The organism is Halothiobacillus diazotrophicus (assembly GCF_001663815.1).
GTDB classification, from domain to species: domain Bacteria; phylum Pseudomonadota; class Gammaproteobacteria; order Halothiobacillales; family Halothiobacillaceae; genus Halothiobacillus; species Halothiobacillus diazotrophicus.
The window spans coordinates 271,320-289,119 of sequence record NZ_CP016027.1; the positions used below are offsets into that span (position 1 = coordinate 271,320).

10 protein-coding genes are annotated in these 17,800 nt (G+C 59.8%); 8 read left to right on the forward strand and 2 right to left on the reverse strand.

The window, feature by feature from the left end; translation table 11 throughout:
* Positions 1 to 283 precede the first annotated feature (283 nt).
* The 3 genes from glgC to malQ are packed head-to-tail and all read left to right on the forward strand — an operon-like array spanning position 284 to position 4,719.
* Entirely contained in the window at positions 284 to 1,555 is a 1,272-nt protein-coding gene (glgC, locus tag A9404_RS01245) for a glucose-1-phosphate adenylyltransferase (protein WP_066097934.1), read from the forward strand.
* Positions 1,556 to 3,259, forward strand: a complete 1,704-nt coding sequence (locus A9404_RS01250) for a glycoside hydrolase family 57 protein (protein ID WP_066097936.1) — start codon at positions 1,556 to 1,558, stop codon at positions 3,257 to 3,259. It begins immediately after the preceding gene.
* A complete protein-coding gene (gene malQ, locus A9404_RS01255; RefSeq protein ID WP_231880930.1) occupies positions 3,256 to 4,719 on the forward strand; it encodes a 4-alpha-glucanotransferase in 1,464 nt (487 codons plus the stop codon). Before A9404_RS01250 ends, malQ begins: the two co-directional genes overlap by 4 nt.
* Before the next feature lie 89 nt (positions 4,720 to 4,808).
* Here the strand turns inward: malQ and ppc are convergent, their stop codons facing one another.
* Positions 4,809 to 7,625 carry a phosphoenolpyruvate carboxylase gene (gene ppc, locus A9404_RS01260; protein ID WP_066097938.1) on the reverse strand — a complete coding sequence of 939 codons (2,817 nt, stop codon included), beginning with the start codon at positions 7,623 to 7,625 and terminating at the stop codon, positions 4,809 to 4,811.
* Between the two features lie 395 nt (positions 7,626 to 8,020).
* Here ppc and gnd point away from each other — a divergent pair, with 395 nt between their 5' ends.
* The 4 genes from gnd to tsaB all read left to right on the forward strand — a co-directional run bounded on the left by gnd (position 8,021) and on the right by tsaB (position 12,966).
* Positions 8,021 to 8,935, forward strand: a complete 915-nt coding sequence (gene gnd, locus A9404_RS01265; RefSeq protein ID WP_066097940.1) for a phosphogluconate dehydrogenase (NAD(+)-dependent, decarboxylating) — start codon at positions 8,021 to 8,023, stop codon at positions 8,933 to 8,935.
* 86 nt (positions 8,936 to 9,021) lie between these two features.
* Positions 9,022 to 10,530, forward strand: a complete 1,509-nt coding sequence (gene zwf / locus A9404_RS01270) for a glucose-6-phosphate dehydrogenase (protein ID WP_066097943.1) — start codon at positions 9,022 to 9,024, stop codon at positions 10,528 to 10,530.
* Between the two features lie 67 nt (positions 10,531 to 10,597).
* Positions 10,598 to 12,238, forward strand: a complete 1,641-nt coding sequence (gene pgi, locus A9404_RS01275; RefSeq protein ID WP_066097945.1) for a glucose-6-phosphate isomerase — start codon at positions 10,598 to 10,600, stop codon at positions 12,236 to 12,238.
* A gap of 35 nt (positions 12,239 to 12,273) precedes the next feature.
* Entirely contained in the window at positions 12,274 to 12,966 is a 693-nt protein-coding gene (tsaB, locus tag A9404_RS01280) for a tRNA (adenosine(37)-N6)-threonylcarbamoyltransferase complex dimerization subunit type 1 TsaB (RefSeq protein ID WP_066097947.1), read from the forward strand.
* Position 12,967: 1 nt separating this feature from the next.
* Here tsaB and A9404_RS01285 read toward each other — a convergent pair whose 3' ends face one another.
* On the reverse strand, positions 12,968 to 14,380 hold the full coding sequence (locus tag A9404_RS01285) for a sensor domain-containing diguanylate cyclase (protein ID WP_066097949.1): 1,413 nt from the start codon (positions 14,378 to 14,380) through the stop codon (positions 12,968 to 12,970).
* Positions 14,381 to 14,826: 446 nt separating this feature from the next.
* Between A9404_RS01285 and A9404_RS01290 the strand changes: the two genes are divergently transcribed.
* A complete protein-coding gene (locus A9404_RS01290) occupies positions 14,827 to 17,739 on the forward strand; it encodes an insulinase family protein (protein WP_082922644.1) in 2,913 nt (970 codons plus the stop codon).
* Positions 17,740 to 17,800: the final 61 nt, after the last annotated feature.

Genomic DNA, 17,800 nt, shown 5'->3' on the forward strand with positions numbered 1-17,800 from the left:
TATTCTGGGGGTATGGATATTCATTTTGTAAACGAATAGTTTAGACGGCTTTTCATAAAATAGAACCAAGGGCCTCATGCTTTTTTTATGATGATGAATCCTGACGCTTTACCCTGTCTTATGTCACGCCAAATTCATGAAAAATGGCGATCCTTGATGTGGTGAATATCCGGCCTAACATCTTTTCTTGACGCCGCCAAGGCTAGGGGACGATTATGCAAGTGGCGGGTGTTCCTTCTTGCCCGGTTGTGTAAAGCACGTACTGTTATTATGGGAAATAGATATGCGCATTGATAGCCCCAAGCGGTTGGTTAGTCGAATTACACGCGATACGTTGGCGCTCGTCCTTTCCGGAGGGCGGGGCTCTCGGTTGAAGCAACTGACCGACTGGCGCGCGAAGCCGGCCGTACCGTTTGGCGGTAAATTCCGCATCATCGACTTCCCCCTGTCGAATTGCGTGAATTCGGGTATCCGCCGCGTCGCCGTTCTGACCCAGTACAAGGCGCATTCGCTGATCAAGCATATCCAGTTGGCCTGGGGTGCCAACCACATGGCGCGGGACGAGTTTGTCGAGCTGCTGCCGGCGCAGCAGCGGATCAATGAGAAATCCTGGTATAGCGGTACTGCCGATGCCGTTTATCAAAATATCGATATTTTGCGGACGCATAATGCCGAATATATTCTGATATTAGCGGGCGATCATATTTATAAAATGGATTATGGTCCCATGATTGCCTACCATGTGGAAAATGATGCGGATTTAACCATTGGCTGTATAGAAGTCCCTGTCGAGGACGCCAGTGCATTCGGTGTCATGGGTATCGATTCCCGTGGTCGTGTAAATATGTTTGTCGAAAAGCCGGAAAATCCACCGCGAATGCCCAATTCGGAGAATTATTCTCTGGCCTCGATGGGGATTTATGTTTTCAACACGAAATTCCTGTTCGAACAACTGATTCGCGATGCGGATGATCCGACGTCGGATCACGATTTCGGTAAAAACATCATTCCGCGTGTGATCAAGAACTATCAGGTTTTTGCCTATCCGTTCCGGGAAATGCAGTCCGGAAATCAGGCGTATTGGCGCGATGTCGGTACGATCGACTCCTATTGGGCGGCAAACCTCGAGTTGATCGGCGTGACGCCCGATCTCAACCTCTACGATACGGAGTGGCCGATTTGGACGCATCAGCAACAGTTACCCCCTGCGAAGTTCGTTTTTGATGAAGAGGGCCGCCGAGGCATGGCCGTGGATTCCATGGTTTCCGGTGGCTGCATTATCTCCGGTGCCGTCGTTCGACATTCTCTCCTGTTTTCGAATGTGGTGGTCCGCGAACAGGCCTCGGTGACCGATTCGGTGATTTTGCCCAATGTCGTCATTGGCGAGCGTGCAAAAATACAGAAGGCAGTTATCGACAAAGGCTGCATCATCCCCGAAGATATGGAAATCGGGTTCGATCCGGTCGCAGACAAGGCGCGGTTCGAGGTCAGCCCGAATGGGGTCGTGCTCGTCACGCCGGACATGATTGGGCAACAATTGCACATGGTGCGGTGAATGAAGCGTAAAAAATTACCTGTCGTTCTATGCTGGCACATGCACCAGCCCGAATACCGCGACCCTCGGGACAAGGTCTATCAGCAGCCGTGGACCTACCTGCATGCCATCAAGGATTATGTGGACATGGTGGCACATCTCGAGCGTTATCCGGATGCCTGTGCGGTCGTGAATTTCGTGCCGATCCTGCTCGAACAGCTGGATGACTATGCCAAGCAGGTTGATGCGTACTCGGTCAGCAAGGATATCGATCAGGTTCGCGATCCGATTCTGCAATCCCTGGTCCAGCCCTCCGCCCTTGTCGACCCGGCATTGCGCATGCGTGTCGTGCGTGCGCTCATGCGCGCGAATGAGTCACGTCTGATCCGGCGCTTCGAGCCGTTCAACGATTTGGTCGATCTGGCCCGTTCGATTTCCGCCACGACGACGGATGGGCGCTATCTGAGTGATGCCTTCATCGGCGATCTCTCTGTCTGGTATCACCTGGCCTGGTTGGGTGAGACCGTGCGGCAGAACAATCAGCTGGTGCAACGGCTGATGACCAAGGCAACGAATTTCGACGAACAGGATCGCCTGCAGTTGTTTTTGCTGCTCGGTTCCCTGATTGCAAGCATTTTCCCGCGCTATCGAACCCTGGCCGAGCAGGGACGTGTCGAATTGTCCATGACGCCCTATGCCCATCCGATCATGCCGTTACTGCTCGACATGCAGGCCGGCAAGCAGGCGAATCCGCATGACCCGCAGCCCCAGCATGTCGTCTATCCGGATGGTCCTGAGCGGGTTCAGTGGCATCTGGTGCACGGGCTGGAGGTCTTTCAGCGCTATTTCGGACTCCACCCCAGTGGTTGCTGGCCTTCGGAAGGGGCCATTTCCGAGCCGACCGTGCAGGCGCTGGCCGAGGCGGGCTTCAGTTGGTTGGCCAGTGGCGATCAGGTTCTGGCGAATTCGCGTGCCCGCCATGGTCATGTGGATAACAGCTGTCGGCACCGGGTCTGGCAGTTCGATCATCTCTCACCGGCTATTTTCTTCCGTGACGACGGATTATCCGATCTGATCGGTTTCGATTACCAGAACTGGCATGCCGACGATGCGGTGACAAACTTCATCAATCATCTCGAGAGTATCCATGACGCCTGCGACAGCGAGGATGCGGTGGTCTCGATCATCCTGGATGGCGAAAACGCCTGGGAGTTCTATCCCGACAACGGGTTCTGGTTTCTTGATACGTTGTACAAGCGGCTCAGCAATCACCCGAAGCTGTCGCTGACGACCTTTTCCGGTGTCGTCGGGCAAAGCCTCAAGCGGCGAAGTCTCCAGCATGTGGTCGCGGGGAGTTGGGTGCATGGCAACCTGGCCACCTGGATTGGCAGTGCCGCCAAGAATCGCGCATGGGACATGTTGGTGGATGCACGCATGGCCTTCAAGAAGGCGCAAGCGTCCGGGAAATGGAATAGCGAAACGCTGGCGGCCAACCTGCAGCAACTGGCCATCTGCGAAGGATCGGACTGGTTCTGGTGGTTTGGCGACTATAACCCCGGGGATGCGGTGCGGGATTTCGATCAACTGTACCGGCTGCAATTGTCCCGCCTCTACGAGTTGATCGGCCAGCCGGCCCCACATAATCTTTCCGAACCGTTGTGTGTCGGCTCTCATGCACCCGATGCCAGTGTCGAGGCGGGTGGCGTGATGCGGCGAGGCCAATGAGTCTGTTTCACAGGGCGCAACGGCAGGTTCCGATCCGGGAAATGCCCTGCGCCCGGCGGCGAGCCGGGGTGTTGGCACCGATCTTCAGCCTACCTTCGGGAGATTTCGGCGAATCTGCGCTGGCCTTTATCGATTTCCTGGCGCGCAGCGGCATCACGGTCTGGCAGGTATTGCCCTTGGGGCCGCCGTTGTTGGATGGATCGCCGTATCAGTGCGCCTCTTCGTTCGCGATCAATCCAGGATTCCTTTCGCGGGCGCATCTGTTGGCCGATGCGGGTTTTAGCAAGCGGGCCGACCTTCAGGATCGTCTGAAGGGACGTCATCAGACCCGGGAGATGAAGTCCGCGTTCAAGCGCTTTGAGGAAAAGAACCGACACTGGTTGTCGGATTACGCCCTGTTCGTGGCGATCAAGCATCAGCTGGGCGGGGCTTCCTGGATGGCGTGGCCCCATTCCTTGCGGGATCGTGATTCCGCTGCGCTGGAAACGTTCGAAAAGATCCATGCCGATTTGATTCAGGATATCGCCTTCGAGCAATTTCTGCTGGATCGTCAATGGCAGGCAATCGTCGATGCCGCCCATGAGCGCGGCATTCTGATCTACGGCGATCTGCCGATTTTCGTGGCCGGTGATTCCGCGGATGTCTGGGCCAATCGCGACCAGTTTTTCCTTGATGAGCACGGGCAACCGACCGTCGTGGCCGGCGTGCCGCCGGATTATTTTTCCGAAACGGGACAGCGTTGGGGTAATCCCCTGTTCGATTGGGATCGGATGGCCGCCGATGGGTTTTCGTGGTGGCGCGCCCGGTTCCGGCGCCATGTCGCCCTGTTCGACTGGGTGCGCATCGATCATTTTCGCGGTCTGGCTGCCTACTGGTCGATTCCCGCTGCCTGCGACACGGCAATGGATGGCCAATGGGTGCCCGCGCCGGGGGATGCCTTGCTGTCAGCCTTGCGTGATGAGATGGATGGTCATTTGCCGGTGATCGCCGAGGATCTCGGGGTGATTACCGAAGATGTGGTTGCCCTGCGCAAGACTTTCGGCTTGCCGGGCATGAAGATCCTGCAGTTTGCCTTCGATAGTGACGAAGAAAATCCCTATCTGCCGGAAAACCATGAACTGGATTCGGTTGTCTGTACCGGGACGCACGACAACGACACCACGCTGGGCTGGTGGCAGAGTCTGGATACCCCGGCACGTGCGCGCGTATGGTCAGTGCTGAAGAAGCTGGGCGTGCCGGATACGGAGCCCATGCCGGATGCGCTGATTCATACCGCCTACATGTCGATTGCCCAGCTCGTGGTGGTACCGATTGCCGATTGGCTCGGCTGTGACACGTCGGGGCGGATCAATACCCCCGGCACGACGGTGGACAATTGGCGCTGGTCATTTTCCGAAAGCGATCTGACCGACGAGTTGGCGGCACGCATGACGGCATTGGCCAAGACCTATCGCCGCTAGGGCGTTGCAGGCTCGCTCCATAACGGTTTTCGATTTGAGCAGTAGCCCGGGTCAAGGAGCCGATCGGCCCCCCGCGGATTGCGTTTGGGTCAGCCTGTATTGCGCATGCCCGCGGCGATCGCATTGATCGATCGCAACAGGGCAGGCAGCCACTTCTGGCGATCCGCTTCCGGCTCGCTTTCGTCCCGATACCGGCGCAGCAACACGATCTGGATGTGGTTCAGCACATCCAGATAAGGATTGCGGCGCATCATGGACGTGCCGATGTATTCATCGATTTCGACCAGGGATTCTGCTTCGGCAACCTTCAGCACTTCTTCCAGCGTACGGAAATACTCCTCCCGAATCATGCCATACACCTGGCGTGCCTGTTCCTGATCGGTGACCAGGCTGGCGTACTCCCCGGCAATGGTCATCTCGCCCTTGGTCAGGGAAAGCTGGGTATTGCGGAGCATGCTGTGGAAGAACGGCCAGTGCTTGAACAGATGGGTGAGGAGTTCCTGCTGATCGCCGTGTTTTTCCCGCCAGGTCTGGAGGGCCGATCCGAAGCCATACCAGGCCGGCAGGGTATGCCGGGATTCCGACCAGCCGAACACCCAGGGAATGGCGCGTACGGAGGCCTTGGAGAGGTCACCTACCTTCCGTGAGGCCGGCCGTGAGCCGATGTTGAGCAGCCCCAGTTCCCGCACGGGGGTGGCCTCGAAGAAGTAGTTGAAGAAGAACGGGGTTTCATCGGTGAGTTTGCGGTAGGCGCGTTCGCCGTATTCGGCGAGTTCGGCCACCACCTGTTCGTGTGCCTCCGGAATCGGATCCCGGGGCAGAACCAGATGGGCGGATGCCTTCATCAGGCCCGTGGCGCCCATGGTGATTTCGTAGATGGCGGTTTCTGTATTGCTGTACTTGGAGGAAAGCACTTCGCCCTGTTCGGTGAATTTGATCTGGCCTTCCACCGTGCCATAGGGCAGGGACAGGATCGATTCGTGGGTCGGCCCGCCGCCCCGCGCCACCGTCCCGCCGCGACCGTGGAACAGGCGGCTTTCGATGCCATGCTTCTGGGTGATGTTCAGAACACGCTTCTGAGCGTTGTACAGACTCCAGGTCGACGCCAGGGATCCGCCATCTTTGCAGGAGTCCGAATAACCGAGCATCACTTCCTGCAGGTCGCCGGAGACACGCAGCAATTCGCGGTACACGGGGTTTTCGAACAGCGTGCCAAGCACGCTCTCGATCTGCTGAAGATCCTCGATGGTTTCGAACAGCGGGGACACTTGGATGTCACAGAACCACTGGTTCTTGCGCTTGCCGACCAGCCCGGCCAGCTGGGCCAGGAACATGACTTCCATCACATGGCTGGCCGCGTGCGTCATGGAAATGACGTAAGTGCCGAAACAGTCGCGGCTGATGGTGTCGATCAGTTCCCGCTTCGCCTTGAAGACCGTCAGCGTCTCCGCGGCTTCCTCGGATAGGGCCGTCATGTCGATGGCCTTGTGCTTGGTCTTGCCGAGTAGGGCGGTCAGTGTGGCCAGCCGCTCGGATTCGCCAAGCGCTTCGTAATCGGTTTTGGGCTGAAGCTGCTTGAGGATCTCGCCGACGGTGCGTGTGTGGCGGGTGGATTCCTGACGGATGTCGAGCTTGAGCAGATGCCAGCCGAAGGTTTCTGCGAGTCGGATCACATCCTTGATGTCGCCGTCGGCCAGCAGTTGGTCGCCGGTGGCGATCAACGTGTCGCGGATGCGGTAGAGATCGGCCAGGAAGAGGTCCTTGTTGGCGTAGGCCTCCGGTGCCAGCGGGATCGGTTGCTTGTTGAGCAAGCCACGAACATAGGCGAGATTATGCTGAAGGCGCTGCCCGATGACGCGAAGCTTGAGGCGATAGGGTTCTTCCGTGAAGAAGGTATCGCCCGTATTTTCCAACGGGCTGAGGTTGAGGTCCACGGCATCCTGGTCGAGGCCCAGCGCGGCCATGTTGATTTCCGGGCACAGGCGACTGGAATGCGTGAGCACGCGATCCATGGCGGAAAGGCGCTCCAGGTACTCTTCCAGAATCGTCTGGGTGGCCGAGCACACGGCGAAGGTCGTCACTTCGTGCGTCACGTAGGGATTGCCGTCGCGGTCCCCGCCGATCCAGGAACCGAAGCGGAACATGCTGGGTACGGTGACCGGGGTTTCCGGGTGCTTTTCGTTGAAGTTGACGTCCACGGCCCGCTCCAGATACCGATAGGCCAGCGGTACGGCATCGAAGATCGAGGTGCGGAAGTAATACAGGCCCAGGCGGATTTCGTCGTGCACTTCGGGGCGGGTGGTGCGGACTTCGTTCGTCTTCAGGAGCGACAGGATCACGGCCTTGACCTGGCGGTGGATCCGGTCGCGTTCGATGCCCATGACGTCCGGACGGTCCATTTCGGCACAGAGCAGGAAGATCCGGCGTTGCAGATCCATGACCGTGCGGCGCTTGGCTTCCGTGGGGTGTGCCGTGAACACCGGCATGTAGATGAGGCGATCGAGCAGGGTTTGCAGCTGTTCCGGCGTCATTTTCTGCTTGGAGAATTCGCGGATGGTGTCGTAGAAGGAGCCGGACCAGAGTCGCAGGCCGAGACGCACTTGGCGACGGCGGCACTGGTGCATGAAGTCCTCTTCGGCGATGTTCACCAGGCTGAAGTACAGACCATAGGCCCGGACGACGAAGTTCAGGGTATCCGGGTCGAGGGTGCGCACCAGAGTCATCAGGCGTGCGTGGAGTTTCGGATTGTGCTTCTGGCGCAAGCGGATGAAACCCCGGCGCAGGGTTTCCACTGTATCGAAGATATGTTCGCCGGTCTGTTCCTTGAGCACCTCGCCCAGCAGGTTGCCGAATAGCCGGACCCGGGCACGAAGAATTTTATCGTTATTTTTGGCTTGTTTTTTCATGACGGCACTCAAAATAAGAACAGGCGATGATTCGGGGCATTGGTTAACGCTGAACACCACACCGGCGGCGCTTCGATGACCTGGTTTGTCATCAAGCGGTCAGATTTTGTGCGTCAGTATACCGGTTCAGCCGTGCTTTCTGGCAGTGATTTGCCCTGTGACGCCGAGAATTGGCACCAGGCGCATAAATAATGCCGCACATTGCCGCGTTTCGTTTAATCTCGATGGTGTCGATACGTTTAATGTGCTATCCCCATGGCGTAGGGTGCAACCCGTCGACCGCGTCCGGCTTCGCTCGATGATCGAAGCAGGCGCCTCTGATCCCTCGGCCGGCCGGCGGATCGAGAATAGGCGGTCCCTGTGCCTCCGTGCCAGAAATCGTTGAGGAGAGACTTATGAAATTGGGTATCTATGGCTTGGGTCGCATGGGCGCCAACATGGCGCGTCGTCTGTCACGTGGCGGGATCGAGGTCGTGGCGCACAATCGCAGTGCGGGCCCCATCGACGAACTGGTCGCCGAAGAGGCGAACATCACCGCCGCCTACGATCTTGAGCAGTTCATTGCCGCGTTGCCCGCACCCCGGATCGTGTGGCTGATGTTGCCGGCCGGTGCGGTGACGGGGGAGGCCATCGAGCAGATTCTGCCGAAACTTTCTCCGGGCGATCTGCTGATCGACGGCGGCAACAGTTTCTACCAGGATACGCTGGCACGGGCAGTCCAGGTCCAGGAGGCCGAGGTTCACTATATGGACGTCGGCACCTCGGGGGGCGTCTGGGGGCTGAAAAACGGTTATAGCCTGATGGTCGGGGGCTCTAAGGAAGCGTTTGCCCTGATCGAACCGGCCATCCGCGTCTTGGCGCCCTCCGCCGATCACGGATGGGGGCACGTTGGGCCGGTCGGGTCCGGGCATTACGTCAAGATGGTCCACAACGGGATCGAGTACGGCATGATGCAGGCTTTGGCCGAGGGGTTGGCCGTGCTGCGCGCCAAGAAGGCGTTCGATCTCGATCTCGCCCAGATCACGGAATTGTGGCGAGACGGCTCCGTCGTGCAAAGCTGGCTGTTGGACCTCACTGCCGAGGCCCTGGCCGCCCAGGGGCAGGAGTTGCAGCATATCGCCCCCGTGGTAGCGGATTCGGGTGAAGGACGCTGGACGGCCAAGGAGGCGATCGATCTGGGCGTGTCCGCACCGGTCATGACGCTGGCCTTGCAGATGCGCTTTGCCAGTCAGGATGCGGAAGGGTATGGCAACCGGTTGTTGTCGCTGATGCGCAATGCCTTCGGTGGTCATGCCATCACCCGCAAGTAATCCGGTGCAATCCGGGCCGCATTGCGGCCGTGCCAGTCATCATGCCGTCCCCTTCGGGGAAGGCTTCGGACACAAGGAGTACGAGGATGTCTCAAGCAAAGACCGCGACGGGCCGCAACCCAGTTCGCCACGAGGCCGTGACCATCGTCATTTTCGGCGCGACCGGCAATCTGGCGCACAAGAAGCTGATTCCCGCCCTCTATCAGTTGGAGCAGGCCGGGGAGTTGGCACCGTCCACACGTATCATCGGGTTTGGCCGACGGGACTGGACGGATGATCACTGGCGCGACGAGGTGCGTGTCCTGCTCAGCGACGACGAGCAGGCGGAGAATGCCGTCCTCGATCACCTGCTCCAGCGGCTGTACTTCCAGAGCGGCGACTATGAAACGCCGGAATCGTTCACGTCCCTGTCCGATCGACTGGCAATGCCGGAGTTTCCGGCCTGCGTCCTCTTCTATTTTGCCGTCCCGCCCGAGGCGTTCGGGCCCATCTGTCACCATCTGGCGGCGGCCAAGCTGGTGGATGAATCGCGCGGGTGCCGCCGACTCGTCATCGAGAAACCCTTCGGGCACGATATCGAAAGTGCCCACGCCCTCGACTCATTGCTGCACAAGCATTTTTCCGAGCAGCAGATCTACCGGATCGATCACTATCTGGGGAAGGGAACGGTCCAGAACATCATGGTGATGCGATTCGCCAACCTGCTGCTCGAACCGCTCTGGAACCGCAACTATATCGACCATATCCAGATTTCCCATGCCGAGACGCTGGGTATCGGCTCCCGGGCGGGGTATTACGAGTCGGCCGGCGCTCTGCGGGACATGGTTCAGAGCCACCTGATGCAGATGCTGGCGCTGATTGCCATGGAGCCGCCGCCATCCATGGATGCCGAAGCGGTGCGCGACGAAAAGGTCAAGGTGTTGCGCAGTATCCGCCCGATCCCTCATCGCGCCGTTCATGCGCAGGCGTTTCGCGCCCAGTACCAGCGGGGTGTCGTCTGCGGTGAAAACGAGATCGGCTATCTGGACGAATCCGGCGTGGCGCCCGATTCGATCACCGAGACCTATGCCGCCGTCAAGCTGTATATCGACAACTGGCGCTGGCGGGGCGTGCCCTTCTATCTGCGCACCGGAAAGCGCATGGCGCAGACGCATTCCCAGATTTCCGTCCGTTTCCGCGATCCGCCTCAGCAGCTTTTTCGGGAAACGGCGCTCGTCAAGACGGATCCGAACTGGTTGCTCATCGGCATCCAGCCTCAGGAGAACGTTCGGTTCGAGTTGCAGATCAAGACCGATGGTCTTGAAATGCGGACGCGGACCGTGCAGATGGATGCCAGCTACACGGCGCCGGAACGCGTCAAGCTGGATGCCTACGCCGCGTTGCTGATCGATGTGATGCGCGGTGATCAAACCCTGTTTCTGCGATACGATGAAGTGGCCTGGGCGTGGCGTGTCGTCGATCCCATTCTCAAGACCTGGTCCATCGAGCGGGATTACATCCATAGTTATGCGGCAGGCACCTGGGGGCCACCCGAAGCCGACCGCCTGTTCGACGACGACAGTCACCATTGGCGTGACGATCTGAGCATTCCGTGATCGGGATGCCAATCGCAGTCTTCAACGTGTTTGAGCAAAGAATACCAGTCCGCAGGGAGTCGTTTTGATGAGCCGATTGATTGAATCCGAGGCCTGGCGCGCACTGATGGCGCATGCCGAATCTCTGAAGTCGTTGCGTCTGGAAAACCTGTTCGCGGATGATGCGCATCGAGCGGAAACCTTCAGTGCATCGGTGGCCGGCCTGCTGGTGGATTACAGCAAGCAGCGGGTCACGACGGAAACCCTGGATCTGTTGCGCGACCTGGCGGATACGCAAGGGGTTCTGGCCCGACGTGATGCCATGTTTGCCGGCGAACGGATCAACACGACCGAGAATCGGTCCGTGCTGCACGTGGCGCTGCGCAACCGCAGCAATCGCCCCATTCTGGTCGATGGTCAGGACGTGATGCCGGCGGTGAACGACGTGCTGCGCCGGATGCGTCGCTTTACCGACGCCGTCCACGAAGGCCGCTGGCTGGGTTACAGCGGGGAACGCATCACCGATGTGGTGAATATCGGCATCGGGGGGTCCGACCTGGGGCCACGGATGATCTGCGATGCCTTGGCCTCACAGGCGCAATATGGCATGCGGGCCCATTTCGTTGCCAATATCGCCCCCAGCGAGATCGCGAGCCTGCTCAAGACCCTCGATCCGGCCCGAACCCTGTTCGTGGTTGCATCCAAGACGTTCACGACCCAGGAGACCCTGGCGAACGCTCATACGGCACGTCGCTGGTTCGTCGAACATGCCGGATCGGCGGAAGCAGTGGCGAAGCATTTCGTGGCCGTCTCCACCAATCGCGACGAAGTGGCGGCGTTCGGGATCGATGTGGACAACATGTTCGGCTTCTGGGACTGGGTTGGCGGCCGTTATTCCCTGTGGTCGGCCATCGGCCTGCCGATTGCCCTGTATATCGGCATGGACGGGTTCGAGCGTCTGCTGGAGGGCGCCCATGCGATGGACGAGCATTTCCGGACAGCTCCGATGGTGGAGAACCTGCCGTTGACCCTTGGGTTGATCGACGTCTGGAACAGCAGCTTCCTGGGCGCCGAGACGCTGGCTGTTCTGCCGTACGGCACGCGTCTCGGGCGTCTGCCGGCTTATCTGCAGCAGGCCAGCATGGAATCCAATGGAAAATCCGTTGATCTCGATGGTCATCGCGTGGATTATGCGACCGGCCCGGTCGTCTGGGGCGGAGCGGGAACCAACGGCCAGCATGCGTTCTATCAGCTGCTGCACCAGGGCACACGGTTGATTCCCAGTGACTTCATTGCCGCAATCCGGACGCATACGCCGGTAGGCGAGCAGCAGGCCATGTTGCTGGCCAACCTGTTGGCGCAGACGCGCGCATTGATGCTCGGTCGTCCCCTGGAGACCGTGATGGCCGAAATGCGCGCGGCGGGGGTGGATGCGGAGACGGTGACGCGGATCGCACCCCATCGGGTCTGTCCGGGCAATCAGCCGAGCACCACGATTCTCTTTCCGCAGATGACCCCGGAAGCGGTGGGGGCCCTGGTTGCTCTCTATGAGCACCGGATCTTCGTCGCCGGTGCCATTTGGCATATCGATTCCTATGATCAGTGGGGCGTGGAACTCGGCAAGCAGATGGCGGGCGAGCTTCTTCCGGCAGTCGGACATGCGGCCCCGGGCAACTTCGATGCGTCGACCGAGTCCCTCCTGGGCATCATTCACCGCCATTGGGTGTAGCTTTTTCTAATCCAACGAAATTATCGAACGGTTCTGTGTTGAATATTCTGTACATCGATTCGGCCACCGAGGCCTGTACGGCGGCCGTGTGCAATCATGGCCGCGTGCTTTCCGCCTTCGAGATCTCCCCGCGCGGTCATGCGCGCGACTTGCTGCCCATGGCGGAGTCCCTGCTGGCCGAGGCCGGGCTTTCCTATGCACAATTGGATCTGATCGGTTTTGGCCGCGGGCCGGGTTCGTTTACCGGTGTTCGCATCGCAACGGCCTGCGCCCAGGGCATCGCTCTGGCCCAGGATTTGCCGATGGTCGGCGTATCCTCGCTGGCGACCTTGGCGCAAGGGCAGCTGGATCGCTGGCTGGCCCAGGGCAAGGCCGGCACCATTCATGCGGCGATCGATGCGCGCATGGGTGAGGTTTACTACGGCGCCTTCCTGCCCGGCGAGGGCGGTGTCGTTTTCGCCAGCGAACCCGAACGGGTTCTACCGCCGGCGCAGCTGCTTCAGCGGACGGATTGGGTGGGGGGTGTTGCGGCCGGCACAGGGTTCGGTCGTTATCCCGAACTGACGGAGCAGGGGGATTGGGCGCATGTCGCGCCGGATGCGTTGCCCCATGCCCGCGATGCCATCCCGCTCGTGGCGGCAGTGCCCCGGACCGATTGGCTGGATCCGGCGCAGGCCAGCCCGATCTACCTTCGGGATAATGTTGCCACCGTGCGCGCTTCGGCTTAATTCAGCCCGTTGGGGTTTCCAGCAGGTGAAGCTGCCAGTTGCGGCTTCTCGATTTTTTCTCGTTCTTGGCCCGGTAAAGCGCCCGATCGGCCATGCGCATGAGTTCGTCCGCCGTCTTGATTTCCGGGTAGGTGGCGATCCCGATACTGGCATGCACCTGAACATGGATACCGTCCTGAAGCACGAAGGGTCGCGCGATTTCGTCCGAAATTCGCTCCATGATCACGTTCAGGGTGCTGATATTCTCCACGCCTTCCAGTACGAGAACGAATTCGTCGCCGCCGAGTCGTGCGAGGAACTCTTCCATCCGCAGGGTGCCCGAAAGGCGTTTGGCAAGTGCGTTGAGTAGCTGATCGCCGACTTCATGACCGTACCGGTCGTTCACCGGTTTGAATTCGTCCAGGTCGATCACGCAGACCGCCAGGATACCCTTGTGCCGTTCGGCGCGTCCCAGAGCAAAGTTGAGATAGGCCTCAAGGGCGGCCCGATTGGGCAGGGTGGTCAAGGGGTCGCTCAGGGCCTTTCTGTTCAATCGGCGATTGGCGCGCATCAACCAGACCCGGTTTCTCAGCAGCTCGTGCTGGATTCGCACGTAATGGTAGAAGATTACGTAGAAGATCAGTGTCACGGCGATGAGGTTGTTGAGCTTGGAAATATACAGACCCACGCTGAACAGCTTGCCGCCGACGATGAACAGGATGATGTCGACGAACACTGCTGCGGCGACGACGGCCATCCAGATCGACAGGACGGTTTTCCGTCGGTTCCGGACCAGACAGATCCAGGCGACCGATATGAGAATCATCTGGATAACGTTGACCCAGATATCCGCCGGGGTGGCGTAGTTCGTATCCTGGAGGATGAGGGGCAGTTCGAAGGGCCTGAATACGATGTACCCGCCAAGCAGGGTGACGAACCCGATACCGATGGCGACGAAGGCTTTTACCCGTTGGCGGAATCGACGTCGTGCCAAAAGCGGCTCGGGGCAGGACTGAAGCAGAGCGTAGCCCAGGATTGCGAGCACGAATACGCTGTGCCAGATACGGAAAACCCACAGTTGCAACGCCGTGTCATGAACGAGGACGACGTTGCTGGCAACGACGAGCCCACCGGTCAGATAGCCGACGGAGAGAATGAGTACGGAATCGTTACGCAGAATGAGCGCCTGGGTCAAAAGCAGTACGCCCGTGGCTATCTGTGCAAATGCGGAAATGCCGGCCAGGGAATACAACAGGTTCGAGGCTGGCCACTGAATATGGGCGATGGGCAAGACCAGAACAAGAGCCGCCATCAGTCCGCCGATCAGCACCCAAGTGAGCCGCATTTCTGCACGGGTTGGCCGTGCGTCGAGCAGGTTGGTGTTTGGCGTCAGCAGATTCGATTCGGAATTCCGGGCCCTGACCGCTCCGTTCATACGCGCATCCACGGTGGGATAACCTCTGGCCTGTTCAGGCAATCGAATGCGGGATTCCAGTTGGCCTGCCCGACGTTCAGGTATTCGTCTTTGGCCGAGAAAGGTAGCAAATGCCGAAACACCTGGCGAGCAGTCGCCGAGGAAGGCGGACGGCTTTCATGTGAAAACCCTGTATTCTCAATGGGTTCGGATCGGCTCGGTCGGGGAGGCGTTGGATGTTGATCCATCAGGGCTCGCTAATTTATTAATATATAAGCGTTATTATTGTCAGGGAAACGTTATACGATCCCGTGAAAAAAGAAAAGGCGGTGCATTGGGGGGCTGCTTTCGTTCGAGGCGATCTAGCTGGGGGTGTGTCCAGAATCGATCTGAATTCACGGGCCGCCTGGGTTAGACTTTACCTCTTGACCCTTCTCCACAGTCCCCCGAGTTGAGCGATTGAATCCATGACCGACACAGCCCACCATCCCGCGTTTACCTTCCTCCGTTCACAGCCCATTGCGGCGCTGAACCTGACCGTGGATGAGTATCGGCACGATGCCACCGGCGCACGCCATTACCATCTGGCCAGCGAGGACGATCAGAACGTGTTCCTGGTCGGTCTGCGTACCGTTCCGGAAGATTCCACCGGCGTCGCGCACATTCTGGAGCACACGGTGCTCTGCGGTTCGGAGCGGTTCCCCGTGCGCGACCCGTTCTTCATGATGATCCGCCGTTCGTTGAATACCTTCATGAACGCGTTCACGGCCAGCGACTGGACGGCGTATCCGTTCGCATCGCGCAACGTGAAGGACTTCTACAACCTGCTCGACGTGTATCTGGACGCCGTGTTCTTTTCGCGGATCGACGAGCGGGATTTCCGGCAGGAAGGGCACCGGGTCGAATTCGAGACGATGGACGACCCGAGCACGCCACTGACGTTCAAGGGGGTCGTGTTCAACGAGATGAAAGGGGCGATGAGTAACCCGGCCTCCGTGTTGTGGCAGACACTCACCGCCGAACTCTTCCCGACGACGACTTATCACTTCAACTCCGGCGGCGAACCGGTCGATATCCCAAACCTTAGCTACGAACAGCTCAGGGCGTTCTACCAGCGCTTCTATCACCCGTCGAACGCGGTGTTCATGACCTATGGCAACCTGCCGGTGGCCGATCTTCAGGCCCAGTTCCAGGACAAGGCCCTGGCGCGTTTCTCGCGGATCGACCCCCGCTCAGCCGTGCCGCTGGAAAAGCCATTGTCCGCACCGCAGGCTATCGAGTCCGCCTATGCGCTGGATGAAGACGATGCCAGTGAAAAGACCCATGTGGTTCTTGGCTGGCTGTTGGGCGAAAGCACCGATCTGGATGCGGCCCTGGAAGCACAGGTGTTGGAGGGCGTGTTGCTGGAAAACAGTGCTTCACCTCTGATGCGTGCCCTGGAAACCACCGATCTCGGCGGATCGCCATCCCCGATCCTGGGATTGGAAGACTCCCAGCGACAGATGGTTTTCGTGGCCGGTGTCGAGGGCGCCGAGCCGGATCGCGCCGACGCGGTCGAGGCGCTGGTGCTGGATACCTTGCGCGCCGTCGCCGAGCAAGGCGTGCCGGCGGAAATGATCGAGTCGGTCTTGCATCAGATCGAACTTTCCCAGCGTGAGGTCACCGGCGATGGCTTCCCCTACGGTCTGCAGCTGATCCTTCATGGCCTGCCGGCGGCGATCCACGATGGCGATCCGATCGCCGTGCTGGATCTGGAACCGGCCCTGGCCCGTTTGCGCACCAAGGCGGCCGATCCTGAGTTCATTCCCGGACTCATCCGGAAGCTGCTGCTCGACAACCCGCATCGGGTACGGGTCGTGCTCAAGCCGGATACGGGACTCACGGCCGTCAAGCAAGCGGCGGAAGCTGCACGTCTCGCCGAGATGAAGGCGGCGTTGAGCGACGACGAGAAAGCCGCCATCGTCGCTCAGGCCAAGGCCCTGGCCGAACGTCAGGCGGAAGTGGACGACATCAGCATCCTGCCGACCGTGACGCGCGAGGATATTCCGGATCATATCGATCTGCCGACCCCGGAGCGCACCCTCGCGCAACCGGTGGCCCAGACCTGGTACAACCGCAGCACCAACGGCCTCGCGTATCTTCAGGTGGCGCTGGATCTCCCGCATCTGGGCCATGACGAGCTGGACCTGCTGCCGATCTACAGCGGTATCCTGACCGAGCTCGGCGCCGGGGATCGCGATTACTTGCAGATGGCCGAAGCCGTCGCCGCGCGGACAGGCGGGTTCAGTGCTCGTACGTCCATCCGTCCGGCCCTGGACGATGCCGAACACCTGACGTCCTATTTCATGCTCGGGGGCAAGGCACTGGTTCGTCATGCCGACGATCTGGTCGATCTCTTCCACACGGTGCTCGAAGCGGCCCGTTTCGACGAAACCGCACGCATTCGGGATCTCATCAGTCAGATCCGCTTCCGCAGCGAGCAGGGCATCGCCGGTTCCGGGCATGTGCATGCCATGAATCTCGCGTCCAGCGGCATGTCCGCTCGGGCAGCTTTGACCCACCGCTCTGGCGGCGTGGCCGGTGTCCGGCGGATCAAGGCGATGGACGACGCGCTGGATGAACCGAAGGCGCTGGCCGACATCGCCGAGCGACTGGGACGGCTGCATGCGAAGATCAAGGGCGGGCTGCGCCGCTACAACATCATTGCCGAACAGCGGCATTTCGATGCCATCGCCGAGCCCCTGGCGAAAAGGATGCATCATGGCGATCCGGTCAAGCCGTTTGCGCTCAATCCCGTCCATCAGACCGTTCGCGAGGCTTGGCTTGGCAATCTGGCCGTCAACTATTGCGCCAAGGCGCACACGGCGGTCCCGCCGCTCCATGAGGATGCGGCGGCGCTGGCCGTGTTGGGCGGGTTCCTGCGGAATGGGTTCCTGCACCGCACGATCCGCGAACAGGGCGGCGCCTACGGCGGTGGGGCGGGTTACGATGCCGAATCGGCGAGTTTCCGGTTCTATTCCTATCGCGATCCGCGTCTGACCGAGACGCTGAACGATTTCGACCGAGCCATCGACTGGATGCTCGACACCGCCCACGAGGGCCGAACCGTCGATGAGGCGATCTTCGGCGTGATCTCATCCATCGACAAGCCTGGTTCCCCGGCCGGCGAAGCGAAGAAAGCCTTCCTCGACCAGTTGCACGGACGCTCGCCCGAGCAGTTGCGTCTCATGCGGGCCCGAGTGCTGGGCGTGACCGAGGCGGATCTCAAGCGCGTGGCGGAACGCTATCTGAAGCCGGAAACCGCCTCGATCGGCGTGCTCGCCGGGCCCACGCGGGAAGAGGAGCTGCGCGGCCTTGGACTGCATATCGAGCGCATCTGATCCGCGGATCTCGGCGGCACGCCAAGCCGGCAGAAGTTCTTAGACACAAGCATGGCCCGGA

What these genes read in the sequence shown, in the direction of transcription:
- glgC (WP_066097934.1), top strand. Translation starts at nt 284, where the DNA reads ATGCGCATTGATAGCCCCAAGCGGTTGGTTAGTCGAATTACACGCGAT.
- A9404_RS01250 (WP_066097936.1), top strand. Translation starts at nt 1,556, where the DNA reads ATGAAGCGTAAAAAATTACCTGTCGTTCTATGCTGGCACATGCACCAG.
- malQ (WP_231880930.1), top strand. Translation starts at nt 3,256, where the DNA reads ATGAGTCTGTTTCACAGGGCGCAACGGCAGGTTCCGATCCGGGAAATG.
- ppc (WP_066097938.1), bottom strand. Translation starts at nt 7,625, where the DNA reads ATGAAAAAACAAGCCAAAAATAACGATAAAATTCTTCGTGCCCGGGTC.
- gnd (WP_066097940.1), top strand. Translation starts at nt 8,021, where the DNA reads ATGAAATTGGGTATCTATGGCTTGGGTCGCATGGGCGCCAACATGGCG.
- zwf (WP_066097943.1), top strand. Translation starts at nt 9,022, where the DNA reads ATGTCTCAAGCAAAGACCGCGACGGGCCGCAACCCAGTTCGCCACGAG.
- pgi (WP_066097945.1), top strand. Translation starts at nt 10,598, where the DNA reads ATGAGCCGATTGATTGAATCCGAGGCCTGGCGCGCACTGATGGCGCAT.
- A9404_RS01285 (WP_066097949.1), bottom strand. Translation starts at nt 14,380, where the DNA reads ATGAACGGAGCGGTCAGGGCCCGGAATTCCGAATCGAATCTGCTGACG.
- A9404_RS01290 (WP_082922644.1), top strand. Translation starts at nt 14,827, where the DNA reads ATGACCGACACAGCCCACCATCCCGCGTTTACCTTCCTCCGTTCACAG.